This window comes from Hyphomicrobium sp. (assembly GCF_036780825.1).
Taxonomy (GTDB): Bacteria; Pseudomonadota; Alphaproteobacteria; order Rhizobiales; family Hyphomicrobiaceae; genus Hyphomicrobium_C.
Genome location: NZ_DAIQCD010000011.1, coordinates 73,281 through 98,059, shown reverse-complemented (window position 1 = coordinate 98,059; position 24,779 = coordinate 73,281). Strand labels below are relative to the sequence as shown.

Below are 24,779 nucleotides of genomic sequence, written 5' to 3'. Positions count from 1 at the left end.
CGGATGGCGTTCGGATGCAGGAACGTGTTGGTGTTCTCGGCCTGCGCGAAGAAGCGGATGAGGTTGACGGGATCGCGTTTGAAGACATCCGCGTCGGCGATGTTCATGCGGCCGTTGTCGATGCGGAAATCCGTTCTTTCGCGGATCTGCCGGCGTGTCATCCAGGAGAGCGGATTGAACATGCCGTCGAACACCGGCGAGCTCTTGAGCTGCTGGATCTCGAGCGCCGAGCAGAGGATCGTCGTCAGGTCGCCCACGTCCTTGGCGATCAGGAAGTAGTGCTTCATGAAGCGCTCGACAGCGCGCAGGCCGTGCTTATCGCGATAGCCGAGCTTCTCGGCGAGCACCGGCTGCAGCTCGAAGGAGAGCAGCTCCACCGCGCGGCCAGTGTAGAAGTGCATGAAGCAGCGGACCGTCCATAGAAAGTTCTCGCATTTGCGGAACGTCGCCGCCTCTTCCTTGGTGAACACACCCCGCGCGACGGTTTCCGGCCCCACCTCGCTGCCGAGCAGATATTTTGAGAGCCAGTGCAGCGTGTGCAGATCGCGCAGGCCGCCCTTGCCGTCCTTCACATTGGGCTCGACACGATAGCGGCTTGCGCCGGCGCGCCGATGGCGCTCGCTGCGCTCGAGCATCTTGGCGTCGATGAAGCCGCGCTCAGAGCCGCGAATGACCTCGTTGCGGAAGCGGTTCTCGAGTTCCGCGAAAAGATGCGCGTCGCCGTGGATCAGCCACATGTCGAGCAGCGCGGTGCGGATCGTCGTGTCGGCTTCCGCGAGCTTGATGCACTGGTCCACCGTGCGCGTGGCGTGCCCCACCTTGAAGCCGAGATCCCACAGGAGATAGAGCATGTACTCGGCGACGCTCTCGCCCCAGGGCGTCTGCTTATAGGGAAGCAGAAACAGGAGATCGACGTCGGAGCCCGGTGCCAGCATCTCGCGCCCGTAGCCGCCCGTGGCCACCACAGCCATGCGCTCGGCATCGGACGGGTTGGTCGCGCGATAGACGTGCGAGACGGTGTAGTCGTAAAGGAGGCGCACCAGCTCGTCTTGGAAGCGGGCAAGACCCATGGCACAGCGCCGCCCGTTGCCGTCCGCCTCGAGCTGAAGGCGCGCCGTTCCCCGGGCCGCCTTGATCAGAACCTTCAAACGGTCAACGATCTCGGGGCGCGCGTCGGCGGCGCTGCCATGAGCGTGAAACAGCGCGCTCAGACTCTCCCGCAGGTCCTGCGGGTCGAAGTAGGGCGCCGGCGGAAACTGAGATTTGTCCATCGCCCGATCTTAGAGCTGTTCCGCTTTTCCGGAAGCATTCTGAAGCATTTTAAGACATCGCAGCATTCGCTGCGAACGGCTCATTTGTCCGTCTTCTGTGATCGCAGCCGCTTCAGTTCGTAGAGCGCTTCCAAGGCCGCCTTGGGCGTGAGTTCGTCCGGTTCGAGGCCATCGAGCGCGACCTCAACGGGCGAGGGACCGCTTCGCTCCGGCACGCTCACCGGGCGCGCGGCCGCGAAAAGCGGCAGCTCATCGAGCGGGCCGCTGGCCTGGCCTCGGCGCCGGTCGGCCTTCTCGAGCAGGCTCAGCACCTCCCGGGCGCGAGCGATGACGGGCGGCGGCAACCCCGCGAGCTTCGCCACCTGGATGCCATAGGACCGGTCAGCGGCGCCGGCCTTCACCCGGTGCAGGAACACGATGTCGTCATGCCACTCCTTGACGTCCATGGTGACGTTGGCAACCGAGGCAAGCCGCCCCGCCAGCGCCGTCAGCTCATGGTAGTGGGTGGCGAACAGCACTCGTGCCGCGCTCGCCTCGTGCAGATATTCGACGGCAGCCCAGGCGATCGAGAGGCCATCGAACGTCGCCGTGCCGCGCCCGATCTCGTCGAGGATGACGAGCGACCGGTTCGTCGCCTGGTTCAGGATGGCCGCCGTCTCCACCATCTCGACCATGAACGTCGAGCGGCCGCGTGCAAGATCGTCGGCGGCACCGACGCGGCTGAACAGCCGATCGACCACGCCGATGTGCGCCTCTGTTGCCGGAACGAAGGAGCCGATCTGCGCCAGGATGGCGATCAGCGCGTTCTGGCGCAGGAAGGTGGATTTACCGGCCATATTGGGGCCAGTGACGAGCCAGATGCGCGCCTCGGGCATCTCATCGAACCCCGGCGGCCGTTCGATTCCAACGGCTGACCCGAGGATGCAATCGTTGGCAACGAACTGGGTGCCCCTGGCGCGCTTCAGCGCCTGCTCGACGACCGGATGACGGCCGCCGCGGATCTCGAAAGCCTGGCTCGCATCGACGACCGGGCGCACATAGCGCTCGTGATGGGCGAGGTGCGCGAGCGCTGCCGTATAGTCCAGTTCCGCGAGGGCCGCGCCGACGTCGGTCAGCATCTGTTCCTCGCGCGCGACAGCGGCCGCAAGCTCGTTGAAAATCTCCTGCTCAATGGCGAGCGCGCGCTCCGCAGCCGAGGCGATACGCCCTTCGATCTCCGACAGCTCGACCGTCGTGAAGCGCATGGCGTTGGCCATGGTCTGGCGATGGCGGAAGGTATCGTCGAGCGGCGGCTCGGTGAGGGGCTTGGCGTTCGCCTGCGTCACCTCGATGAAATAGCCGAGGATGTTGTTGTGACGGATCTTGAGCGTCTTGATGCCAGTGAGTGCACCATAGCGCGCCTCGAGCTCGGCCATGACGCGGCGGCTATCGTCGCGCAGCGCGATTGCTTCGTCGAGAGCCGGGCGGAAGCCGCGGCGCACGAAGCCACCGTCGCGGCGCAGATGCGGCGGCTCATCGACGATCGCCGCGTCCAGAATGGAGAGAAGCTCCGCACCCTGGCCGTCGATGCGCGCCAGGAGCGCCGCCATCTCGCCGGGAAACGCGATGCTCTCCGCCTTGGACCGCAGCAGGCGCGCCAGCTCGGCCGAGGCCGCCAGACCCTGGGCGATGCTCTTAAGATCACGAGGGCCGCCGCGCCCGAAGGCGAGCCGGGACACAGCGCGGGCGAGGTCGGGCGCGCCTTTGAGCGTTGCGCGCAAGGCCTCGCGCAACGGCGCGTCGTCGACGAGCAGCGCCACGGCGTCGAGGCGTGCTTCGATGGCGCGTGGATCGGTCAACGGAGCGGCGAGGCGCGCGGCAAGCTCGCGGGCTCCGGCGCCCGTCACGGTGCAGTCGATGGCGTCGAGAAGACTTCCCGCCTTGTCACCCGACGTCGAGCGGGTGAGCTCTAGGCTCGCGCGGCTCGCCGCATCGATGACGAGCGTCGCGCCCCGTCCCATGCGCCGCGGCGGGCGCACGATCGGCTTCTTGCCAATCTGTGTCAGGTCCACATAGCGCAGAAGCGCGCCGATGGCCGCAAGCTCGGCGCGGCTGAAGGTGCCGAACGCCCCGAGATCGGCGACACCGAGGCGTGCTTTTAAATCGCGCTCGCCGGCTAAGCTGTCGAAGGAGGCTGGCGGCACCGGCGTCGCCGCGGCGCCGACGCGCTCGATCCACGCCTTGAGCTCAGCCTCGGCGATGAGCCTGTCGGCCACGATCACCTCGCCCGGTGCCAACCGGACCAATTCGCCCGGCAGGTCGCGCCCGGTGGTCTCGCCCACCTCGAACTCTCCCGTCGAGATGTCGAGGGAGGCAAGCGCCACGCCGGCGTCCGAACCGATGAGCGGCGAATCCGCTTCGGAGGGTGCACGAAAGAGGGCGGTCAGATAGTTTCGGCTCCTGGCGTCGAGCAGCGTTTCCTCGGTCAGGGTGCCGGGGGTGACGAGCCGCACCACGTCGCGGCGCACGACGGCCTTGGCCCCGCGCTTTCTCGCTTCCGCCGGATCTTCGAGCTGCTCACAGACGGCGACGCGGTAGCCAAGCTTGATCAGCCGCTGCAGGTATTCGTCGGCGCGATGGATCGGCACGCCGCACATGGGGATGTCCTGGCCCAGGTGCTTGCCGCGCTTAGTGAGCACGATGCCGAGCGCATCGGCGGCAACCACCGCATCTTCGAAGAACAACTCGTAGAAGTCGCCCATCCGGTACCAAAGAAGGCTATCCGGATTGGCGGTCTTGATCTCGAGGAATTGCGCCATCGAGGGCGTAACCTCGCCGGCAGCGGCCGGCGCGGGACTCGGCGAGACGGACGGGCCGTCGGTGGCCGCCCCGCTCCCTGCCGCGCCGTCCTTGCGATGTCGCCTTGCCCCTGCCATGCCGCCCGTCCGCTCCCTCCCATTCCTCGGCCAACGCATAGCCGGTCGGCGGCAGGATTGGAAATCCTCGGGTCATCAAGGCGGGAAAAAGCAGGGACAAATCCAGCCGGCTTCCCGGTGGGCCCTCCTCCACCGCTCTGCAACGCGACCGATGAGTCACGCTACGGACGGACAAGGGCCCGAGGCGGCCATGATCTATGCCTCCACGGCAACGCGGCTTTTGAGCTCGTCGGGGGCGCCGAAGTGCTCGAAGTAGCGGGGGTCGATATTTTCCACGGGAAGCACGACCAGAACGTCGACAGTGCCGAACTGGCGGTCGATCACTGCACCGTCGCCGACGAACGCGCCGAGGCGCAAGTAGCCCTTGATCAGTGGGGGCAGCGCCCGCAAAGCTGCTCTCGCATCCACTTTTTCCCGCGGCAGGCGGTCCATGGCGACGTAGAGGTGGTCATGCGCGCGGCAGCGCCATTCGGGCGGGGCCAGCGCATTATGATGCAGGAAGCTCAGCGCCATGGCGTGGGCCTCGGGATCCGTACCCTCGAAGCTCGCGCAGCCGATCATCACGTCGACTTTGTGCTCGCGAATGTACGTCCAAAGGCCGTGCCACAGCAGCTCTACCGAGCGCTTGGTACGGTAAGGGCGCAACACGCACGATCGGCCGAGTTCCATGAAGCGGTACCGCGGCGAGCGGGCGGCGATCAGCGGTGCGATGTCGTACTCGCTCGCCGTATAGAAGCCGAGCGACCTTTGGGCCACCTCCTGCCGGAGCACGCGGTACGTTCCCACCACGTGGGGACGGCGTGTGCGCACCCAGGCTCCAGCGCCGGAGCGGACGGCGCTGCGGTCCTCGACGAGGAGGTGATCGCAGATGGCGTCGTAAGGATCCTGGTCGAGGCGGCGCATGCCGGCGATCACGCTCGGCGTGGCGCTCATCTCCTCGTAGAACACGGAATAGCGCAGCCGCTGTGCGCGGAGGATGTCCTTGCGCCCCTGCGCGAGCCGCACCTCGAGATCACCGATGCGGCCGTAAACTTTCGCGGGAGGCTGGCGCGGCGAGAGAAGCCCGCCACTGTGGAGCCTTGCCTCCGGCGTTTCAAAGGCGAGAAGGCTGCCCGGTACGGCACGGCCCAGGATATTTTCCTGCCATGGGCCCGTGATGCGCTTGGTCAATCGGCGCATCCTCTCCTGCCGTGCGATGCTCATGGGTCCCGTCCGAAATCACATGCCGACCAGCGCCTCTCTCGATCCGGGTTTTCCGGACCCGACACACTGGCGATCGCGGTCTAGAGCCGTTCGGATTTGAGTGGAATCGAGGAACGGCTCTAAGCTTTTGGTTCCTCGCGCTTCTTCTCGGACACTTTAACTTGCATGGCTCCGCCCGGTCTTTCTCTTGCACGGCTCCGCCATGACCGGTTTCCACTTTTCCGGAAGCACGAGCACTCACTACCACCGAACCGATGTCCAAGAACTCCAGGAACCGGGCAACGGCACTCAAGCATCATTCGGAGACATTTTCACGACAATGCGATGCTCAGTCACCGCCGGGCGTCGAGGACGAATCGCCGAGCGATCGCGCCGCTTCCACCGTCATCAACGGCACACCGTTGCGGATCGGAAACGCAAGGTTGGCTTTGGGACTGATCAGCTCCTGCGCCGCGCGATCGTACGTCAGCGGGCCCTTGGTCACGGGGCAAACCAGAAGCTCGAGCAGTTTCGGATCGGGCTCCCCCGCCGCGTGCCGCATGTCGTCGCTCATCGGCCGTTCTCCTACTGAAGCGTGCCGCCGGAGCCGCCGCGCGTCGCGCTCTCCATCTCCGCCAAGGCCACGAGCACCTCGGCGCGCGTCTTGAGGTCATCGGCCTCGAGCAGCGCCTGCTTCTCCTCCGGTCCGTAGGGGCACATGACGCAGAGCGCGTTGACGAGAAACTCGCTCGGCGCGCGGTTGATCACGGACCAGTCGGTCTTCAGATTGTGCTCGTCGAGGTAGGTGCGCAAGGCCTCGATCAGGCGTGGCCGATCGACGTCATTCTCGCCGAGGCCTCGGGTCAGATCGGCCGCGAAACGCTCGTAGCTCACTGTCGCCGTGCGATAGGAGCGACCGCTTTCGGCCTCGTTCACGATCTCGAAACGGGAAATGCCGGTCAGGGCGATGGCAAGGCGCCCGTCGTCCAGCTCCTGGTAGCTCGTCACACGCCCCGCGCCGCCGATCCGGCGCAACGGCACGGACTTGCCGGGCGGGCTTTCATCGTCATCCGAGCCGACCGGCTGCACGATGCCGAGCATACGCGTCCCGCTCATGACGTCATCGATCATCTCCAGATAGCGCGGCTCGAAGATGTTGAGCGGCAGCGTCGAACCCGGCAGCAGAATCGCACCCCTCAGCGGAAAAAGCGGCAGGCGGGTCGGAAGATCGGACGGATGCCTGTATTGGTCTGCAAAGGCCACGTAAGGCTCCTCTATGCTTTTGGGGGTGAGCGTCTGCGGCGAGGCGTGTCGAGACTAGAGCATTTTCCGTTCGCGTGCGCTCACTGCAAATTCTCTAGTTATTTGTTTGAGCGAGCATCTTCACCCATTCGGGCGGATCCGCCCGAATGCGATCTGCTTTAGCTGAACAGGATCGAGGACAGGCGGCGGCGGCCATCCATCGTGCTGGCGTCCTTCGGCCCCCACGCATCGAAAAGCTGGACGAGCTGCTTGCGCGCCGCCTCGTCATTCCAGCCCCGGTCGCGCCGCACGATCTCGAGAAGGTGGTCGAGCGCCTCGGCCTTCTTGCCGCGCGCGGCGAGCGCCACCGCGAGGTCGAACCGGGCCTGATGATCGGCCGAATCGGCGGCAAGGCGCTGCTCGAGCTCGGCGCTGTTGTCGGACTCACCGGCCATTTTGGCCAGCTCGAGCGCGGCGCGGGCGCTCTGCACCGGCGCGCTCGCCTGCTTATCGGGTGGCACGAGCGCCAGGGTCTGCTCCGCGCGCGCCGAGTCGCCGCTCGCGAGATAGCAGCGGGCTAGGCCGGCGAGGGCCTGCGCATTCTGCTGATCCTCCTGCAACACGGCAGCAAACGTTCCCGCAGCCGTCTGCAGATCGCCCTCGGCCAGGGCAGCCTCCGCCGCCTCGAGCACGCCCGCGATATCGGCCTCGGCGTCCTCCCCCAGAAGACGGTCGACGAAGGAGCGGATCTGGCTTTCGGGCAGCGCCCCCATGAACCCATCCAGCGGGCGGCCGTCGCGGAAGGCGTAGACCGTCGGTAGCGATTGGATGCGGAGCTGCCCGGCGATGGCGGGATGCTCATCGGTGTTGATCTTCACCAGACGCACCTTCCCCTTGTAGCTCGTCACCACCTTTTCCAGGATCGGGGTGAGCTGCTTGCAGGGACCGCACCACGGCGCCCAGAAATCGACGAGGATCAGCGCGTCGCGGGAGGCATCGATGACGTCCTTGGCAAAGCTCGCCGAGGTCGCGTCCTTGACGAGGGCCTGCGCATCTGAGGATGCCCCACCGAGCTTCAGTCCTCCCAGATCCATTCCATCACTCCTCGAAATGCTGCACCACGACCTGCGGAGCCTCGCAAGCCCCTGCCAAGGTGGCAATATGGTGAGCATGCCGCAAATATGCGAGCCCTTTTCGAGGTTTCCCCATTGAGGGCCTGGCGGCGGCCGGGACTGCGAAAAGACGAGTGGCGCCGCCTTTTATCGCGGGGGCGGAAAACTCGGCGGGGGAGGCAGCGAAGAGACTTGCAATGGCGCAGCGGTTGCGCAATAAGACCGGGCGCGCCGCTTGGCGCCGCACATTACCCCATGATGGACGCGGGCGTAGCTCAGGGGTAGAGCATCACGTTGCCAACGTGAGGGTCGTGAGTTCGAATCTCATCGCCCGCTCCAATTTTTCCTTCCTAGCGATTATCTTAGGCTAGATCAGCCAGCCGCTTGCCTGTCCGGAGCGCGGGAAGGGGTGTCTCCAGCCGCCCCTCGGGCACGTCGGGAAGCTGCGGCGCCGCCGCGGGCACGCCCGTTGCCGCAGGTGCCAATCCCATACGCTCCAGGATCTCTTCGCAAAGGCGGCGGACCGCCCGGCCCGTCTCGCCCGGATACTTGGCGAAATAAGACCGGTCAGGCGAATGGAAGTAGGCCGCCTCCTGCAGGGCGATGGCACGCGGGATCACCTGCGTGAAGCAACGGTTGTCCGCATTGCCCAAGAGCCAGGCGTGATAATCCTCTTCGGTCGGCGAGCCGATGTCTTTCATGTTGACCAGCACGCCGAGATTTTCGGCGAAGCCCATTTCCGGATTGAGCGCCTTGAAGCGGCGGAAGACCTCCAGCCCGCAGACGGAAATGTAATCCGCCTTGGTCGGCGAAATATGGAAATCGGCTTCCCTGAGCCAGCTCTCGGTGAGCACTGAGAGGCCGGGCGGGCAATCGATCAGAATGATATCGAACACGCGGCGCGCCTCACGCAGGAGCTCGCCGATCACCGCACGCAAACGCCCATGCTGCGCGGCTTTCGAGACCTCGCGCTCGAAGAGGGTGAGCTGCATATCGCTCGGAATGAGGAAGACGCTGCGCGCATCATCCACGTCGGAGACGTTGCGCACCACGAGGCGGAGCCAGTCGGCCGGCGCATCCTGGAGCACGCGCGCGACCAGGAAATCGACCAGCGTCAACCCGTTCTGCTGCAGGCGATGCAAATGCGGGATCGTCATCAGCATACTGGAGACGGACGCCTGCGCGTCGCTGTCGATGACCAGCACGTTCTTGCCATGATACGCCGAGAGCGTCTCGGCCACGGCGAGCACCAGCGTCGACTTGCCGACGCCGCCCTTCGTGTTCATCACGGCAATCGCGTTGCGCATGACGATGCGTGACCTCCCCTGCTGCCCGGCCGTTCCAGCTCATATGAGACCGCGAACATCGCCCAATGTTTGTCGACGTGCGACTTTCCGCTCCCGATGTGCGTCGGGATTGTGGCAGCCTCGCGAAGCGGCGCCAATTTCCCGCGCTACCAGCCCGTGGAGCGCACCCAGGCCGTGCCGCCGCGGCGGACGAGCACCCGTGACCTCTCCTTCGCCACAACGGGCGGATAATCATAAACCATACGCATGGCGGGCCGCACCGCGATAGCGCGCTCGCGCAGGGCGTAGACTGGCGGCGAAACCACCCGCACCCGCCGGCCCGGCGAGACGACAACCTCGCGCGGCACGACCTTCACCTCGGCCGGCACGCGCACCTTGCAACGGCGTTCGCCATAAGGGCCATAGGTCGTTTCCCAGCGCCAGCCGGCGCGCCGCACCACCACCTCTTGCATCACGGTGCGCGTGACGGGCGGTGTCATGACATAGTCGACACGGCGGGGCGACACGAGCACGCGCTCGGCCCGCATCACGACGACGGGATTGGTTTCGACCACCTCACGATAGCCCGAGCGCACGACGACGGGCCGGTCCACGGTGCGGTAAACGTCGGGCAGACGTACCTTGTCGTAACACTCGCCGCGGCAAGCCGAGGCGGGTGACGCCATGTACGCAATCGAAAGAATGGCAATGAGGGCAGCAGAACAACCACGCAGGGACATCAGGCAAAACGCTCCAGGTAGGAGCCGTAAGCTTAACCCAGACCATCAGGGAACGGCCTCGCAACGTCCCGCGTTGGTTAAGGACAACGCTTTGAAATAGCGGACGTTTTAATAACTTTCTCGAGAAAGCATCAAAGCCCTGCCGACAGCCTGCAATTTCCTGCCTCGGCGTCCTCTGCTAAACGTTGCGTCTCGCCGTCTCATCCTGACGAGGTTCTGCCATGCTCCGCGCGCTCCCCCTGCATGCCTTTCGGCCGTTCGTTTTCCTTGCAGCCGCCTTCGCGGCCCTGTCGCTCGGCGGCTGCGGCATCAACACCATCCCGACCTACGAGCAGAGCGCGAAGGCTGCCTGGGCCGAGGTGCAGAATCAGTACAAGCGGCGCACCGATCTCATCCCGAACCTGGTCGAGAGCGTGAAGGGCTTTGCGGACCAGGAACGCAAGGTGCTGACCGACGTGACGGAGGCACGCGCCAAGGCGGTGAGCGTGCAGGTACCGGCCGATATCCTCACCAACCCCGAGGCCATGAAGCGGTATCAAGACGCGCAGAACACGCTGGGCGGCGCTTTGCGTCAGCTTCTCGCCGTCGTCGAGCGCTATCCCGACATCAAGTCAGGGCAGAACTTCCTCGCGCTGCAAAGCCAGATCGAGGGCACCGAGAACCGCATCGCCATTGCCCGGCGCGACTACATCCAGTCCGTGCGCCAGTACAATACGGAGATCACCACGTTCCCCGGCCGGCTCTGGAAGATGGTGCTTTATCCGTCGGCGCAGGAGATGGCGACGTTCGAGATTCCCGCCGAGGAGCAGACGGCTCCCAAGGTCGATTTCGGCACGAGCAAGTGACAACGGCAACGGTCCGGGCTTTGGCGATGCGCATGGCGGCGGCGCTTTCGGTGCTTGCGGCAGCGCTTGTCCTTTGCGCCGCTGCCATCGCCGCGCCGACGTTTCCGCCACTCACAGGGCAGATCGTCGATAACGCGGGCCTGCTGTCCGCCGAGGACCGTATGGCCATCGAGGCCGAACTCAAGGCGCTCGAGGCCCAGTCGACCGATCAGCTCGTCGTGGTGACCGTGCCGTCGCTCGATGGCTACGACATCGCGGACTACGGCTATCAGCTCGGACGCCACTGGGGCATCGGCCAAGCCGGCAAGGACAACGGCGTGCTGCTGATCGTGGCGCCCAACGAGCGCAAGGTCCGGATCGAGGTTGGACGTGGCCTCGAGCCCGTCGTCACCGACCTCATGAGCAAGATCATCATCGAGAACGCCATCCTGCCAGAGTTCCGCGGTGGAAATTTCGGCGCCGGAATCCGCGCCGGCGTGCGCGATCTCAAGGATACGCTGCTCGGTGATGCAGAGGCCGTGAAGGAGCGTGCGCGCGGTCTCGATAAGGGCGACGGGCCGGATTGGATGGGGCTTGTGATGATCGCCTTCTGGATCGCGATCGTCGTCTATATCGTCTACGCCCAGGCGCGCTACGCTGCCCAGGCGCCACAATCCGTCAGCCGCGACGGACGCCGCCAACTTCGTCGCGGACGCGCGCGTGACGATGGCTTCGTGATCTTCCCCGGCGGAGGCAATGGCTCCTGGGGCGGCGGCGGATGGTCGGGAGGCAGTGGCGGATGGTCCGGCGGCGGCGGCGGCTTCGGCGGCGGCGGCAGCTCAGGCAGCTGGTGAAGGTGTACGCGATGGGACGGCTCATGTTTTCGGAAAGCGACGAGCATCGTATCGCTGAGGCCATCACAGCGGCGGAAGCCGCCACATCGGGTGAAATCGTCGCCGTCGTGGCGCCGGAGAGCAGCACCTATCTCTACGCGCCGTTCCTTTGGGCATCGGTTATTGCGCTTCTCGTGCCCTGGCCGCTCATCCTATGGACGTGGTGGCCATCGGCATGGATCTACCTGGCACAGGTCGCGACCTTCGCGTTCGTGCTTGCGCTGGCGCTGCCCCGCCCGGTGCGATACTGGCTGGTGCCGCGACGGATCAAACGGGCGCGCGCGCATCGGCGGGCGCTCGAGCAGTTCCTGGTTCAGAATCTGCACACGACCTCCGGCCGCACCGGCGTCCTCATCTTCATCTCGGCCGCAGAGCGTCACGCGGAAATCGTCGCCGACGCGGCCATCGAGGCGCGCGTTCCGAAGGGCACGTGGCAGGAGATCGTGAACCGGCTCACCGCCGCCTTCAGCGCCGGCCAGCATACGGATGGGTTCATCGTCGCCATCGAAGAGGTGGGCGGCCATCTGGCGACGCATTTTCCGCCCGGCTCGCGCGATTCCAACGAGCTGCCCGACCATCTCATCGTTCTCGATACGCTGTGAGTCCGTTTGGGTGACGTCGCACGAGGATCCGGCTGACGTCGCGTTTTTTGGAAACTGGCGTGGGTGCCGGCCTTCGCCGGCATGACGTTTATTTTGTGGAAGCCGAACACTCCCAGGAAACGTCACCCCGACGAAGGTCGGGGTCTACGCCAATCTCCACGGGCATAACGTCAGCCGGATCCTCGTGCGACATCGGCTGGGCCCATGGCGATTTCCCCGGTTTCAGGATCGAAGAGGTCGCACCATTCTGGATTCATGGTCTCGATCAACCGCACTTTCCATGCGCGGCGCCAATCCTTCAGGCGCTTCTCGCGCCGGATTGCTTCGTCCATCGAGCGATGCATCTCGTAATAGACAAGGTGCTTCACGGCGTATTCGTCCTGGCAAAATCTGGCCACGATCCTGAATTGCAAACGGGCATGTCCGACCACTGCCGGGGAAGCGCTTGCACCACGATGGTTGCTTCCGTCATGACGCGGGACGTCGCGTGCTGTCGCCCGAGCGATCAATTGCATCAGGCATGGTCTGATAGAGAAAAAAGGCGTCTTGCACATCCCGATCGTTGATCCGGAAGGCCGACCCGTGGGCATTCTTTATGCCCGCGACGTGCTTCAAGGGTTGCTCGGTGAAGTCGAGCATGAGGAAGATCTTCTTCGTGAGTACGTTATGGGCATTGGATATCGTTGATCTTCGAGTCCATTTATTTTGTCGCAACAGCAATTCCGCGAGCGACGCGAACACGGCCCCCCAGGGCGGCCGCTCTGCCAAAATCATCATTGTCGATCTGGGTGACAATCGCCCTGTTGGCGGGATTCCATGATATCCGCCACGCGCGAGCATGCGAAGTGATAAACAGTACGGTGAAGTCCCCGCGCTCGCTGGCGGATGCCGGCATGCCGCCGCCTCAGAAAACTATCAGGACAATTGCCACGATCACGCAGATGATCGTGGCAATTGCCCAGATAGCCGGCCAATAGCGTCCCTCATCTTTCTTGACGGAAACAGTCGCCATGGGATCGGTGCCTTCGTGATCCTGGCTATAGGTCCCGTCGTGTACCCGCTTGAGTGCAGGATTAAGGGGCGCATCGTCAGGGATGCGGCTCTCCGGAGGCGGCGTAACATTGCTCATGGTCTATCCCTCGTCGCAGTGTCACAATCGTGATCCTCGCATGCCGGAGCAGCCATCCGCCAACGCACCATGGCTCTCAGGCACGCCATTCCGGGATCTTCGCTGTCGCGTACGGTCCTGCTAAGCTGCGCCCAGGCCTCTTCATCGGCGAAGTGGCTGAAATCGGCAACCGCTGCGCGCAGAAAGCCATTCAAGGAGCTGCCTTGGGCCGCAGCCGTCGTTTTCATCGTCGCAGCAAAACCGGGATCGACGGCTGTGGCCCATGTTTCAAACGTCGCCGTCGAGCGCCGTGCCGAACCGAGAATGTCGCCGAGCGTCGCCATCAGATCATCCCGATCGAATTCGGATCTATCAGAATGCCCTCGATATCGGCCTTTCTCGCCAGCTCCGCCGCATAGCGCGCGCTGGCGATGGTCCATGCGCGGGCGTCGAGCATGTCGACGATCTTCGGTCTGACGATCTCGAACGGCAGCGTGCGGCCCTCGATCTTGCGTTGCAGACGCAAGATATGCCAACCGAAACGAGAGCGCACAGGCTTACGGGCCGTCGTGCCTTCCGCAAGTCGTTCCAGCGCGTCCTGGACGGCCGGCACGAGTTCGCCGCGACGCACCTGCCCGAGCGACCCTCCTTGATGCGCGGTGGGGCATTTGGAGAATGCACGCGCGGCTTCGGCGAAGTCTTCGGGATCGTCGCCCAGTTCTGAGACGATGGCGGAAGCCTCGGCTTCAGCATCCGCCCAGGCGGCTTCGTCTCGCCCTTCCGGCTCGATGAGAATGTGTGCGGCCTCGAACAGATCCGGCGTGCGGAAGCGATCGATGCGACTTTCATAATAGCGACGGCATTCCTGCTCCCCGGCTTTTGCCGGCTCCGCGCAGCGCGCCAGCAACACGCGGATGGCGGCGTCCTCGCGACTCTCGCTCCGGCCGCTTTCGTCTTGCTCCACGTCCGGCTCAAGATTCAGCCGACGCGCCTCCTGTAGAAGAAGCTCGCGCAGCGCCAACGCTGTTGCCGCCTGTTTCCAGGCCGTCTCGCCGTCAGGCGCGGGATGGTGCTGGATTTCCTGAGCGATCGCCTCGGGCTCGATCTCGGTCCCGTTGACGACGACGATTCCGAAGCTCGGCGGCGCGGGGCGCAGTCTCGGGTCAGGCGAGGAAGAACCGCAGCCTCCGCTCCGGCAAGCGTCTGGCATGGAGGCAGCCGGATGTGTCTGTCGTGGATGAGCGGGCGCTCGTGCATCGATAATGGTATGGGTCATTGCGCGCTCTCGCTGTGCGATCGGGAAAAGGCGTCGCCGCCGAAGCTTGGCGCAAGGCCGGCGGGACCGCGTGTCGGCGTCGTGCTGGCGCCGACCTTCGTGCGCGACCGCACGATCTGGTAGCCCGGACGCATGAGATACCAGACGGGCGCGCTCCAGATGTGAACTAGGCGTGTAAAGGGCGTGATCAGGAACAGCGTCAGGCCGAGCACGATGTGCATTTTATAGACAAGCGCCGTGTCGATGATCAGCGCCGATGCGCCTGGATCAAGCTGAGTAAGCCCGCTCGCCCATCCCATGAAGAGCACCATCTCATGTCCGTCGAGTGCGTTCACAGTCCAGAGAGTCGTGGAAAGTCCGAGAACAAGTTGGAACCAGATCAGCACGAGAACGAGAATGTCGCCGATTGACGAGGAGCGTCGGATGCGGGGTTCGAACAACCGACGATGCAGAAGCAGCGAGCAGCCGATAAAAGCAAAAATTCCGGCAATGCCTCCCACGGCAAGCGCCGTGACCTGTTTGAATCCATGACTGACACCAACAAAGTTGAACACGGCTTCCGGGGTGAGCAGGCCGACGAAATGACCTACGAACAGAATCAATACGCCGAGATGAAACAGATTGGAGCCGATCATCATCTGCCGGCGTCGCAGAAACTGAGACGATTGCGAGCGCCATGTATATTGACCCTTGTCGAAGCGTATGATGCTCCCCACGATGAGCACCGTGATGGCGATGTAGGGATACCAGCCGAAAAGCATGTAGTTGATGAATTCACGCATGGCCTCGTCCCTCAGATTTTGAGAGCTTCGTCACCGATCGGCGTGCGGCGCGGATTCGCGCCACGATCCCGGGCCCTCCGCTGTTCGGAATCGGCGCTCCGAAATTGACCGGAGCTTCCTCCCATTCCTCGTCCAGAGATTTGCCTTGCGTCGGATCGGTGCGCTCGCGCAATTCGGCGATCGCCGCGGGGTCGGGCCGGGTTCCGACCAGAACGATCAGCGCATGGAAAATAGCCGAATAGGGGGAGCCGTGTTCGCGCAGCCGTTGCTCCAGCACGCCAAGGACATGGGACGGCTGCGCGAGCCATTCGCGAGTTTCTTCCACCGGTGCGCAGGACAGGAATTCGAGGAACATTGGAAGGAAATCGGGCAATTCTCCCGCCCGCATAATGAAGCCGCGATCGAGATATTGCTGGCCGAGATCGATCATGGCCTGGCCGCGTTCCCTGCTATCACCGTGAACATGCTCGAACAGATGCAGCGACAAGGCGCGCGAACTGTCGAACAGCCCGCTATAGGCAGCCTGAAGGTCAAGCAGGTCCTCCGTTTCCAGGGAGGATAGCAATGGCTCGAGCTGTGCGAGGGCCTCGGCGGAAAGGGCTTTTTCCGCGCAAAGCGCCGCGCGGATCTCGCCGACATTGTCCTTGAGATCGGCGGAAGGATAACCCAGCAGGGCTGACAAGGCGCGCAGCGTGAGCTTCATGTCGGGATGTCCATGTAGGGCTTGCGTGGCGTGCGTTTTGCGCCTCCGAACAGGTTGAGCTTGCTGGAACCGTCGGTCGGCTCCTTGAAGCCGAAGCCGGCCGAGCCGCGCAGCAGATAGGCGTCCTCGTTGACCTCGCGATGCGTCGTCGGGATAACGTAGCGGTCCTCGTAGGATGCAAGCGCCATGTAGCGGTACATCTCCTCGATCACGCGCGTCGTCAGGCCGACGCCTTCGGCGATGCGTGCATCCTCACGTCCTTCCACGGTTTTGGTGCGCATGTAGGCGCGCATCGCCAGCATCCGTTCCAGCGCGATGACAATCGGCTCTTCGGCTCCGGCGGTAAGCAGGTTGGCGAGGTAGCGCACGGGGATGCGCAAGCTGCGAACGTCGGGCATGCCGTTGTTGACCGACATCTTGCCGGCCTCGGCCGCCGACTGGATCGGCGAGAGCGGGGGCACGTACCAGACCATCGGCAGCGTGCGGTATTCGGGATGCAGCGGGAAGGCGACCTTCCACTCCATCGCCATCTTGTAGACCGGCGAGCGGGTGGCGGCTTCGATCCATGCTTCCGGCACGCCGCCGCGCCGGGCCTGTTCCTGCACGGTGCGGTCATAGGGATCGAGGAAAACGCCGAGCTGGGCCGGGTAGAGGTCCTTCGGATCCTCCACAGAGGCGGCTGCCTGAATGCGATCGGCGTCGTAAAGAACCACGCCGAGATAGCGGATGCGGCCGACACAAGTTTCGGAGCACACCGTGGGTTGGCCGGTCTCGATGCGCGGGTAGCAGAAGATGCACTTCTCGGATTTGCCGGTCGACCAGTTATAATAGATCTTCTTATAGGGGCAGCCGGACACGCACATGCGCCAGCCGCGGCACTTTTCCTGATCGATCAGGACGATGCCGTCCTCCTCGCGCTTGTAGATCGCCCCGGACGGACAGGAAGCGAGGCACGACGGGTTGAGGCAGTGCTCGCACAGCCGCGGCAGATACATCAGGAAGGTCTGTTCGAACTGGCCATAAATCTCTTTCTCGACGCCCTCGAAATTATAGTCGCGCGAGCGCTTTGAGAACTCGCCGCCGAGATCGTCCTCCCAGTTGCCGCTCCATTCGATCTTCGTCAGAACCTCGCCGGTGACAAGCGAGCGCGGCTTGGCGGAAGGCTGCGCCTCGACCTCAGGCGCCTTCTGCAGCCACTCATATTCGAACGTATAGGGCTCGTAGAAATCGTCGATCTCGGGCAGGTCGGGATTGGCGAAGATCTTCGAAAGAATTCGCCACTTCGAGCCCTGTCGCGGCTCGATCCGGCCGTTCTTCTTGCGGACCCAGCCTCCCTTCCAGCGGTTCTGGTTCTCCCAGTCCTTCGGGTAGCCCACGCCCGGCTTGGACTCCACATTGTTGAACCAGACATATTCGACGCCTTCGCGATTGGTCCAGACGTTCTTGCAGGTGATCGAGCAGGTATGGCAGCCGATACACTTGTCGAGATTCAGCACCATGGCGATCTGCGCGCGAACCTTCATCGTGCCACCTCCGCTCATCCCGTCTTCTTGACAATGCCGGTGCCCCAGTCCGCCGTCGCCTGCTTGCTGGCGCTGTCGTCCACGCGCTTATCGAACCAGTTGATCTCGCTCATCTTGCGGATGATGACGAACTGGTCGCGGTTGGCGCCGACCGTGCCGTAATAGTTGAAACCGTACGCGAACTGGACGTAGCCGCCGATCATGTGGGTCGGCTTCATGTTGATGCGCGTGACGGAGTTATGAATTCCGCCACGTTGGCCGGTGATCTCGGAGCCGACCGTGTTCACCATCTTCTCCTGCGCGTGATACATGATCGCCGATCCCGGCATGATGCGCTGCGAGACGATAGCGCGGGCGGTGAGCGCGCCGTTAACGTTGAATGCCTCGATCCAGTCGTTGTCCTCTATTCCGGCTTGCCTGGCATCGACCTCGCTGATCCAAACGGTCGGCCCGCCGCGATTGAGGCTGAGCATGATGAGGTTCTCGGTATAGGTCGAATGGATGCCCCACTTCTGATGCGGCGTCAGAATGTTGAGCTGAATCTCCGGGTTGCCGTTCGGAAGCTTTCCGAGCACCTGCTTGACCGAACGCGTGTCGATCGGCGGCCGCCACGTCACGAAGCCCTCGCCGAAAGCCAGCATCCAGCGATGATCCATGTAGAGTTGCTGGCGGCCTGTCAGCGTTCGCCAGGGAATGAGCTCATGCACATTGGTGTAACCGGCGTTGTAGCAGACATGCTCGCTTTCCAGACCCGACCAGATCGGCGAGGAAATGATCTTGCGCGGCTGCGCGACGACGTCGCGGAAGCGTATCTTTTCCTCTTCTTTCCCCCCGGCGAGATGGTCGTGCTCGCGGCCAGTTACCTTCGACAAGGTTCTCCAGGCTTTCACCGCCACTTCGCCATTGGTCTCGGGCGCGAGCATGAGGATCGTCTCGCAGGCATCGATGTCGGTTTCGATCTTCGGCCGTCCGGCCGCGGGCCCGTTCTCGACGGTTCCGTTGAGGGCGGCCAGTGAGCGGACTTCCTCGCTTGCATCCCAATTGAGGCCCTTGGCGCCATTGCCGGCCTTCTCCAAGAGCGGTCCAAGAGAAGTGTATCGGGCATAGGTCGCCGGATAATCCCGCTCGACGATGGCGATGCTGCTCATCGTTTTTCCGGGGATCGGCTCGCATTCGCCTTTCTTCCAGTCACGCGGCTCGTAAGGCTGGGCGAGCTCGGCCTTGGTGTCGTGCATGAGCGGGGTCATCACCAGATCCTGCTCGACGCCGAGCACTTCCGGGGCCACCTCCGAGAACTTCTTTGCGATCGCGCGGAAGATGTTCCAGTCGCTTTTGCATTCCCAAACCGGGTCCACGGCCGCCGTCAGCGGATGGATGAAGGGATGCATGTCGGAGGTGTTGAGGTCGTGCTTCTCATACCAGGTGGCGGTGGGCAGCACGATGTCGGCATAATTGCTGGTGGTCGACATGCGGAAATCGATGTTGACCATCAGATCCAGCTTGCCCGCGGGCGCATTCTCGCGCCAGACGACGTCGTCGGGTTTTTGGACGCCGCCGCGCTGGTCGTCGGTGCCGATGACGCCGTGCAGCGAGCCGATCAGATGTTTCAGAAAATATTCGTGGCCCTTGCCGCTCGCGCCCAGCACGTTGGAGCGCCAGAAGAACATGTTACGGGGCCAGTTCCGCGGATTGTCGGGATCGTGGCAGGCGAGTTTGATCTCCCCCGATTTCAATCCTTCCGGCACCGCCTTCTGCGGATCGGCGCTGCTTTCAATGATGGTGCGGCCGAGATCGAGCGGATTGGTTTCGATCTGCGGCGCGGAGGGAAGCCAGCCCATGCGCTCGGCACGGACGTTGTAGTCGATCATCGTGCCGGACCAGTCGCCGGGCGGTGCGGTTGGCGACAGGATGTCCGAGACCTTGAGCGTTTCGTAGCGCCACTGATCGCTGTGTGCGTAGAAGAACGAGGTGCCGTTCATTTGCCTGACAGGCCGCAGCCAGTCGGTTGCGAAAGCGAGCGGCAACCAGCCGGTCTGCGGCCGCAGCTTCTCCTGCCCGACATAGTGGGACCAGCCGCCGCCCGACTTGCCGACGCAGCCGCACATCGTCAGCAGCGCGATGATGCCACGGTAGCTCATGTCCATGTGATACCAGTGATTGATGCCGGCCCCGAGAATGACCATCGAGCGGCCTTCGGTTTTCTCAGCGTTGCCGGCGAACTCGCGCGCGACCTGAATGATGGCGCTGCGCGGCACGCCGCACACCTTCTCCGCCCAGGCGGGCGTGAACGGCACGTCGTCGTCGTAATTCGCGGCGACGTTCTCGCCGCCGAAGCCCCGATCGACGCCGTAGTTGGCGAGGAAGAGATCGAAGGTCGAAGCCACGAAGGCTTTCCCGCCGGTCAATTCCACTTCCTTGACCGGGACGTTCCGCAGCAGAATTTCGTCGTGGTCGGTGGCGATGAATGTTTCGGGAGCGACCGTGCCGAAATACGGAAACGCGACCGACCTGATCGCGTCCTTTATGCCGTCGAGACTGAGCGCCAGACGCACCTCATTGCCCGCACCGTCTCTTTCCTCGAGGCTCCACTTGCCGGGATCGCCCCAGCGAAAACCCGCCGAGCCGCGCGGGCAGACGATCTTGCCGCTGCTCTCGTCGATCGCCACCGGCTTCCAGTCGGGATTGTTGGCTTCCCCCAGCACGTCCTCGAAGTCGGCCGCGCGCACGAGCCGGTCGGGCACGAGCCGCCCGTCGCGTTCGACCAGTTTCACCAGGAACGGGAAATCGGTGTAGCGACGAACATAGTCGGTGAAATACGGCACCTGCCGCTCGACGTAATATTCCCGCAGGATAACGTGGCCGAGGGCGACCGCGAGCGCGGCATCGGTGCCCTGTTTCGGATGCAGCCACAGATCGGCGAATTTGCACGCCTCGCTGTAGTCGGGCGAGATGACGACACTTTTCGTCCCGCGATATCGGCTCTCGGTGTAGAAATGGGCGTCGGGTGAGCGGGTCTGAGGGATGTTGGAGCCCCAGACCAGCAGGAAGCTGGAATTGTACCAGTCGGCGCTTTCGGGCACGTCGGTCTGCTCGCCCCAGGTCTGCGGCGAGGACGGCGGCAGGTCGCAATACCAGTCGTAAAAACTGAGGAGGGTTCCGCCGAGCAGCGACAGATAGCGGCTGCCGGCGGCATAGGAGATCATCGACATCGCCGGAATCGGCGAGAAACCGGCGATGCGGTCGGGGCCGTATTCGCGGATCGTGTAGGCATTGGCGGCCGCGATGATCTCGGTGACCTCGTCCCAGCCCGCCCGGACGAACCCGCCACGGCCGCGCCGCGTCACCCAGCTCGCGCGCTTCGTCGCATCCTGAACGATCGAGCGCCATGCGGCCACAGGCGTCATGGTCGCGCGTGCGTCGCGCCACGCTTGCAGCAATCGCGCGCGGATCAGCGGATATTTGATGCGCGTTCCAGAATAGAGATACCAGCTATAGCTCGCGCCTCTCGGGCAGCCACGCGGCTCGTGGTTCGGCAGATCGGGGCGCGTGGGCGGATAATCGGTCTGCTGTGTTTCCCACGTGACGATCCCGCCTTTCACATAGATCTTCCAGGAACACGAGCCGGTGCAGTTCACGCCGTGTGTGGACCGCACGATCTTGTCTGCTGCCCAGCGCTTGCGGTAGGCATCCTCCCAGTCGCGGCTCTCGTTCGTGGTGATGCCGTGGCCGTTCGAAAAGGGGTCCTGGCGACGGCGGAAATAGCTCAGGCGATCGAGGAAATGACTCATACGCGCTCCTCCCCTCAGGCAGCGTAAGCTTCACGCTCCTCCGAGCGTAACGAACCCGGCGCCTATCTGTTCCCTGACAACCCCGAAAATTCAGAGCCTCAACGAGCGACGACGGTGATACCTTCTCCATAAGAATACGCGCCATTCCCGAGTGCGGTTTGCCTCCGGCGCCGTTCGCCCAATCAGGGAATATTGACTGTGCCGTGGCGTAGATTGGGCAGCGAAGGCTAGACAGACGCCGTCCAAGACAGGCGCGATATGGGATAACTGCCTTCGAACTTCACGGCCAAAGCCACATCGGCCTCTACGTCGCTCTGCCTGACAAGGCTATCGTGCTATGCGTGGACGAAAAGCCTTCGATCCAGGCTTTGGAGCGAGCACAGGGTTATCTGAGGCTGCCCAATGGCTGCGCCTTGGAGCTCCAGCCGATATTCTCGCTATGCCTTCGAAGCGCGACGACAGGGTCAATCTGCGAAGCATTTCTGGCCAGCAGACAACCGAATACAATGTCGATCAGGTCGAGCAAAGGAACGCAGCCGCGATGGACGTGCCCGAATAGGCACGGCCGCTACGTCAGCGTCAGCACCACCTTGCCGGTGGCTTCGCGGCGATCGAGGACGCTGATCGCTTCGCGGATCTCAGAGAGCGGATAGGTGCCGTGAATGCGCGGGGTAAGCTTGCCGTCTGCGATCCAGTCGAGCACCTCGATCATGTTGGCGCGATGGCGGTCGGGCGTGCGGCGGACGGCTTCTCCCCAGTAAACGCCGATGGCGGCCGCGCCTTTCAGCATGAGGAGGTTCAGCGGCAGCTTCGGGATCTCGCCAGCCGCGAAGCCGACCACGAGGAAACGCCCCTCCCATGCGAGCGCGCGCACGGCCGGCTCGGCATATTTTCCACCGACACAATCGTAGACGACGTCGACGCCACGGCCGCCCGTCAGGTCCTTCAGCCTTTGCTTCAGATCGGGCGCATCGTAGTCGACCACCTCGTCCGCACCCAGCGCGCGGCAGACATCGGCCTTGCCCGCGGATGTTGCGGCGATGACGCGGGCGCCGAGAAGCTTTGCGATCTCGACTGCAGCCTGGCCGGCGCCGCCAGACGCGCCGAGCACCGCCACCGTCTCGCCCGGCTTCACGCTGCCGCGATCCTTCAGTCCGTGGATCGCCGTGCCGAATGTGATGCTGACCGCGGACGCGACGACCTCCGAAACGGACGGCGGGACCGGAACGAGATCCGCTGCGGGCACCGCAATCTTCTCCCGGGCGCCGCCGTAGCCGACCGCGGCGACCACACGATCTCCGATCTTGAGTCCGGAGACGCCAGGGCCGAAGCTCTCCACGACGCCCGCGATTTCACCTGACGGCGAGAAGGGCAGCGATGGCTTGGTCTGATAGGCTCCGCGGGTGATCAGCGTATCGAAGAAGTTGAGCGCCGCCGCGTGGACGCGCACGATAACGTCGCCTGCGCTGGGCACCGGATCGTCGATCTCTTCGACAACCACGGCTGCCGGACCGTCGAGGCTCTTGCAAAGCGCCGCCTTCATGTGTGACCTCCCGGCATCGAACATTCGCCGCCTCTCTACCGGCACGGCGGCCTTCACGCGAGCCTATTCATCATGACCATGCCTCCAAAAGCCTGGCCCCCGAAAGCGCGCGGCTATTTTGCCATTGGCGCCGAGCGCTCCTCAAAGGCCCTCAATCTCGGCAATCTCATGCGCTCGGCGCATGCGTTCGGTGCAAGTTTTACCTTCACGATCGGTGCACAGTACCGCGCGCTCGAAGCCCGCGCCGACACATCGAAAGGAGAATTGCACCTCCCGCACTACAATTGGGACAACCCGAATCAGATGGTGCTGCCGAAAGGATGCAAGCTCGTCGGCATCGAGCTTCTCGACGACGCCGTCGCGCTACCGAGCTTCCGCCACCCGCTGCAAGCCGCCTACGTGCTCGGTCCCGAAAAAGGATCGCTGTCGGACGAATTGCTGGCGCTCTGCGATTATACGGTCAAGATCCCGACCAGCTTCTGTGTGAACGTCGCCATGGCCGGCGCGATCGTGATGTACGATCGCGTGAAAAGCCTCGCACCGTTCGCCGATCGGCCGCTTTCCGAAGGCGGGCCCGGGCGGGATGCCGGTGCCGTCCGCGCAGATCATCACCGGAGGGGAGACACCGGCGGGTGACAGAGCGGCGCATCAGACTCTATAAGGGGCCGGATTCGGAATAGGGGGCTGACGAGAATCGCATGAGACCGTTCCTTCTCTCGATCCCGCTTCTCCTCGCCGCGCTCACAACCGCGGCGGCGCAGACCACGGAGACAGAGTCCGTCAGGACCGGGACTTTCGGCGACTGGGTTGTGCACAAAAACACGGGAGACGGCCCAAAGGTCTGCTTCGCCGCCTCCCAGCCAAAGGCCAAGGAGCCCGCAGGCGCAAACCGCTCCAAGATCGTGCTCTATATCTCGGCGTGGCCCAAAGAGGGCGTCAAATCGGAGGTTTCGATCAAGCTCGGCTATCCGGTCAATCCCGATCGGCCGGTTGCCGCGACGATTGGGGCCGACGAGTTCGAGCTCTTCGCAGATGAGGATCGCGCGTACGTGGCCGATGCGACAGCGGAGCTGAAGCTGGTCGAGGCCATGCGCAAGGGATCGACCATGGTCGTCAAGGCGACCTCGACACGCGGCACCCTGACGACGGACACCTATTCGCTGAACGGCCTCAGCCGCGCACTCGAAGCGGTCGCCACGGAGTGTCCGTAGAGCATGGGCCTTTGAGCTGACCCAAAAAGCCCGTCAGGCCGGGTCTTCAGGCGCGAAGTAGCGCTTCCAGAGCGCCTTGGGGCCCAGTGTCTCGACGAAGGCGCGGTGGGCCGCGATCAGCTCCTCCGTCAGGCGCACCGGCAAGGGCGCGGGCCGGGGCCCGCGCACGGCGGCAGCCGCAATAGTCCGTCCGCGTCCCGCGCCTGCGCGTTCGCTCCCGAGGCCAAGGCTCGCCTGCCGTTCGCCAAGAAGCTCGACATAGACATCGGCAAGGAGCACGGAGTCCATCAGCGCACCGTGCTTGACGCGCTTCGAGTTGTCGATGCCGTAGCGCTTGCAGAGCGCATCGAGGCTGTTCGGGCCGGCAGGATGCTTGCGCCGCGCGAGCTGGAGCGTATCGACGACGCGGCTCATGGAGATCGGCGGGCCCTGGCCCAGGCGCTCGAGCTCAGCGTTGAGGAAGCCGACGTCGAACACCGCGTTGTGAATGACCAGCGTGTCGCCCGCAATGAAGTCGAGAAACTCTTCCGCAACCTCGGCGAAAAGCGGTTTGTCGAGCAGAAACTGGGTTGAAAGCCCGTGCACGGCCTCGGCTTCCGCCGGAACCGTACGCTGCGGGTTGATGTAGCGGTGGAACTCTTGCCCGGTGGGAATGCGGTTCACGAGCTCAATGCAGCCGATCTCGATCAGGCGGTCGCCTTTGCGGGGATCGAGGCCCGTGGTTTCCGTGTCGAGGACAATCTCGCGCAGCATTGCAGGGTCTTCCGGCTGTTCGATG

23 protein-coding genes, 1 tRNA gene and 2 pseudogenes are annotated in these 24,779 nt (G+C 63.8%); 7 read left to right on the top strand and 19 right to left on the bottom strand.

The window, feature by feature from the left end:
• The 6 genes and pseudogenes from V7P99_RS07265 to trxA all read right to left on the bottom strand — a co-directional run.
• Positions 1–1,271, bottom strand: a pseudogene (locus V7P99_RS07265) ([protein-PII] uridylyltransferase); the annotation flags it as partial.
• 80 nt (positions 1,272–1,351) lie between these two features.
• A complete protein-coding gene (gene mutS, locus V7P99_RS07260; protein WP_333794129.1) occupies positions 1,352–4,186 on the bottom strand; it encodes a DNA mismatch repair protein MutS in 2,835 nt (944 codons plus the stop codon).
• Between the two features lie 195 nt (positions 4,187–4,381).
• The gene (locus V7P99_RS07255; protein ID WP_333794134.1) at positions 4,382–5,365 is read right to left on the bottom strand and encodes a GNAT family N-acetyltransferase; all 984 of its coding nucleotides are present in this window, start codon (positions 5,363–5,365) and stop codon (positions 4,382–4,384) included.
• A 352-nt stretch (positions 5,366–5,717) separates the two neighbouring features.
• A complete protein-coding gene (locus tag V7P99_RS07250) occupies positions 5,718–5,942 on the bottom strand; it encodes a Trm112 family protein (RefSeq protein ID WP_333794128.1) in 225 nt (74 codons plus the stop codon).
• 11 nt (positions 5,943–5,953) lie between these two features.
• Entirely contained in the window at positions 5,954–6,631 is a 678-nt protein-coding gene (locus V7P99_RS07245) for an LON peptidase substrate-binding domain-containing protein (protein WP_333794127.1), read from the bottom strand.
• 158 nt (positions 6,632–6,789) lie between these two features.
• Positions 6,790–7,704: a thioredoxin gene (trxA, locus tag V7P99_RS07240; protein ID WP_333794126.1), complete on the bottom strand. Its 915-nt coding sequence runs from the start codon at positions 7,702–7,704 to the stop codon at positions 6,790–6,792.
• Between the two features lie 282 nt (positions 7,705–7,986).
• On the opposite strand from trxA, the gene V7P99_RS07235 reads away from it, so the two are divergent.
• Positions 7,987–8,061: transfer RNA gene (locus tag V7P99_RS07235), tRNA-Gly, on the top strand.
• Positions 8,062–8,084: 23 nt separating this feature from the next.
• On the opposite strand, the gene V7P99_RS07230 is transcribed toward V7P99_RS07235, so the two are convergent.
• Both V7P99_RS07230 and V7P99_RS07225 read right to left on the bottom strand, forming a co-directional pair.
• Positions 8,085–9,029, bottom strand: a complete 945-nt coding sequence (locus tag V7P99_RS07230) for a ParA family protein (protein WP_333794125.1) — start codon at positions 9,027–9,029, stop codon at positions 8,085–8,087.
• A gap of 146 nt (positions 9,030–9,175) precedes the next feature.
• Complete coding sequence (locus V7P99_RS07225) at positions 9,176–9,748, bottom strand: hypothetical protein (protein ID WP_333794124.1); 573 nt, start codon at positions 9,746–9,748, stop codon at positions 9,176–9,178.
• Positions 9,749–9,969: 221 nt separating this feature from the next.
• Here V7P99_RS07225 and V7P99_RS07220 point away from each other — a divergent pair, with 221 nt between their 5' ends.
• Genes V7P99_RS07220 through V7P99_RS07210 form a run of 3 tightly spaced genes read left to right on the top strand, consistent with a single transcriptional unit; the run spans position 9,970 to position 12,067 of the window.
• Positions 9,970–10,593, top strand: coding sequence for a LemA family protein (locus V7P99_RS07220; RefSeq protein WP_333794123.1), 624 nt, complete (start codon positions 9,970–9,972; stop codon positions 10,591–10,593).
• A complete protein-coding gene (locus V7P99_RS07215; protein WP_333794122.1) occupies positions 10,590–11,426 on the top strand; it encodes a TPM domain-containing protein in 837 nt (278 codons plus the stop codon). Before V7P99_RS07220 ends, V7P99_RS07215 begins: the two co-directional genes overlap by 4 nt.
• Before the next feature lie 11 nt (positions 11,427–11,437).
• On the top strand, positions 11,438–12,067 hold the full coding sequence (locus V7P99_RS07210; RefSeq protein ID WP_333794121.1) for a TPM domain-containing protein: 630 nt from the start codon (positions 11,438–11,440) through the stop codon (positions 12,065–12,067).
• Positions 12,068–12,237: 170 nt separating this feature from the next.
• Here V7P99_RS07210 and V7P99_RS07205 read toward each other — a convergent pair whose 3' ends face one another.
• The 9 genes from V7P99_RS07205 to V7P99_RS07165 all read right to left on the bottom strand — a co-directional run bounded on the left by V7P99_RS07205 (position 12,238) and on the right by V7P99_RS07165 (position 21,247).
• Positions 12,238–12,465 carry a hypothetical protein gene (locus tag V7P99_RS07205; RefSeq protein WP_333794120.1) on the bottom strand — a complete coding sequence of 76 codons (228 nt, stop codon included), beginning with the start codon at positions 12,463–12,465 and terminating at the stop codon, positions 12,238–12,240.
• A 70-nt stretch (positions 12,466–12,535) separates the two neighbouring features.
• Complete coding sequence (locus tag V7P99_RS07200; RefSeq protein WP_333794119.1) at positions 12,536–12,844, bottom strand: hypothetical protein; 309 nt, start codon at positions 12,842–12,844, stop codon at positions 12,536–12,538.
• 127 nt (positions 12,845–12,971) lie between these two features.
• A complete protein-coding gene (locus tag V7P99_RS07195) occupies positions 12,972–13,196 on the bottom strand; it encodes a hypothetical protein (RefSeq protein ID WP_333794118.1) in 225 nt (74 codons plus the stop codon).
• Positions 13,193–13,519 (bottom strand): hypothetical protein, encoded by a 327-nt coding sequence (locus V7P99_RS07190; RefSeq protein WP_333794117.1) that lies wholly within the window; start codon positions 13,517–13,519, stop codon positions 13,193–13,195. The genes V7P99_RS07195 and V7P99_RS07190 overlap by 4 nt, the downstream gene beginning before the upstream one ends.
• Positions 13,519–14,451 carry a peptidylprolyl isomerase gene (locus V7P99_RS07185; protein ID WP_333794116.1) on the bottom strand — a complete coding sequence of 311 codons (933 nt, stop codon included), beginning with the start codon at positions 14,449–14,451 and terminating at the stop codon, positions 13,519–13,521. The genes V7P99_RS07190 and V7P99_RS07185 overlap by 1 nt, the downstream gene beginning before the upstream one ends.
• Positions 14,448–15,233 (bottom strand): respiratory nitrate reductase subunit gamma, encoded by a 786-nt coding sequence (gene narI / locus V7P99_RS07180; protein ID WP_333794115.1) that lies wholly within the window; start codon positions 15,231–15,233, stop codon positions 14,448–14,450. The genes V7P99_RS07185 and narI overlap by 4 nt, the downstream gene beginning before the upstream one ends.
• Positions 15,226–15,936: a nitrate reductase molybdenum cofactor assembly chaperone gene (gene narJ, locus V7P99_RS07175; RefSeq protein WP_333794114.1), complete on the bottom strand. Its 711-nt coding sequence runs from the start codon at positions 15,934–15,936 to the stop codon at positions 15,226–15,228. Before narJ ends, narI begins: the two co-directional genes overlap by 8 nt.
• Positions 15,933–17,459 carry a nitrate reductase subunit beta gene (gene narH, locus V7P99_RS07170; protein WP_333794113.1) on the bottom strand — a complete coding sequence of 509 codons (1,527 nt, stop codon included), beginning with the start codon at positions 17,457–17,459 and terminating at the stop codon, positions 15,933–15,935. Before narH ends, narJ begins: the two co-directional genes overlap by 4 nt.
• A 14-nt stretch (positions 17,460–17,473) precedes the next feature.
• A complete protein-coding gene (locus V7P99_RS07165) occupies positions 17,474–21,247 on the bottom strand; it encodes a nitrate reductase subunit alpha (protein ID WP_333794112.1) in 3,774 nt (1,257 codons plus the stop codon).
• Between the two features lie 296 nt (positions 21,248–21,543).
• Here V7P99_RS07165 and V7P99_RS14765 point away from each other — a divergent pair.
• Positions 21,544–21,663 (top strand): annotated as a pseudogene (locus tag V7P99_RS14765) (IS630 family transposase); the annotation flags it as partial.
• Positions 21,664–21,815: 152 nt separating this feature from the next.
• Here the strand turns inward: V7P99_RS14765 and V7P99_RS07160 are convergent.
• Positions 21,816–22,790, bottom strand: a complete 975-nt coding sequence (locus V7P99_RS07160; RefSeq protein ID WP_333794111.1) for an NADPH:quinone oxidoreductase family protein — start codon at positions 22,788–22,790, stop codon at positions 21,816–21,818.
• Between the two features lie 72 nt (positions 22,791–22,862).
• Here V7P99_RS07160 and V7P99_RS07155 point away from each other — a divergent pair, with 72 nt between their 5' ends.
• Both V7P99_RS07155 and V7P99_RS07150 read left to right on the top strand, forming a co-directional pair.
• Positions 22,863–23,426, top strand: coding sequence for an RNA methyltransferase (locus V7P99_RS07155; protein WP_333794110.1), 564 nt, complete (start codon positions 22,863–22,865; stop codon positions 23,424–23,426).
• A 62-nt stretch (positions 23,427–23,488) separates the two neighbouring features.
• Entirely contained in the window at positions 23,489–24,001 is a 513-nt protein-coding gene (locus V7P99_RS07150; protein WP_333794109.1) for an invasion associated locus B family protein, read from the top strand.
• 33 nt (positions 24,002–24,034) lie between these two features.
• On the opposite strand, the gene dnaQ is transcribed toward V7P99_RS07150, so the two are convergent.
• Positions 24,035–24,751: a DNA polymerase III subunit epsilon gene (gene dnaQ, locus V7P99_RS07145; RefSeq protein WP_333794133.1), complete on the bottom strand. Its 717-nt coding sequence runs from the start codon at positions 24,749–24,751 to the stop codon at positions 24,035–24,037.
• Positions 24,752–24,779 lie beyond the last annotated feature (28 nt).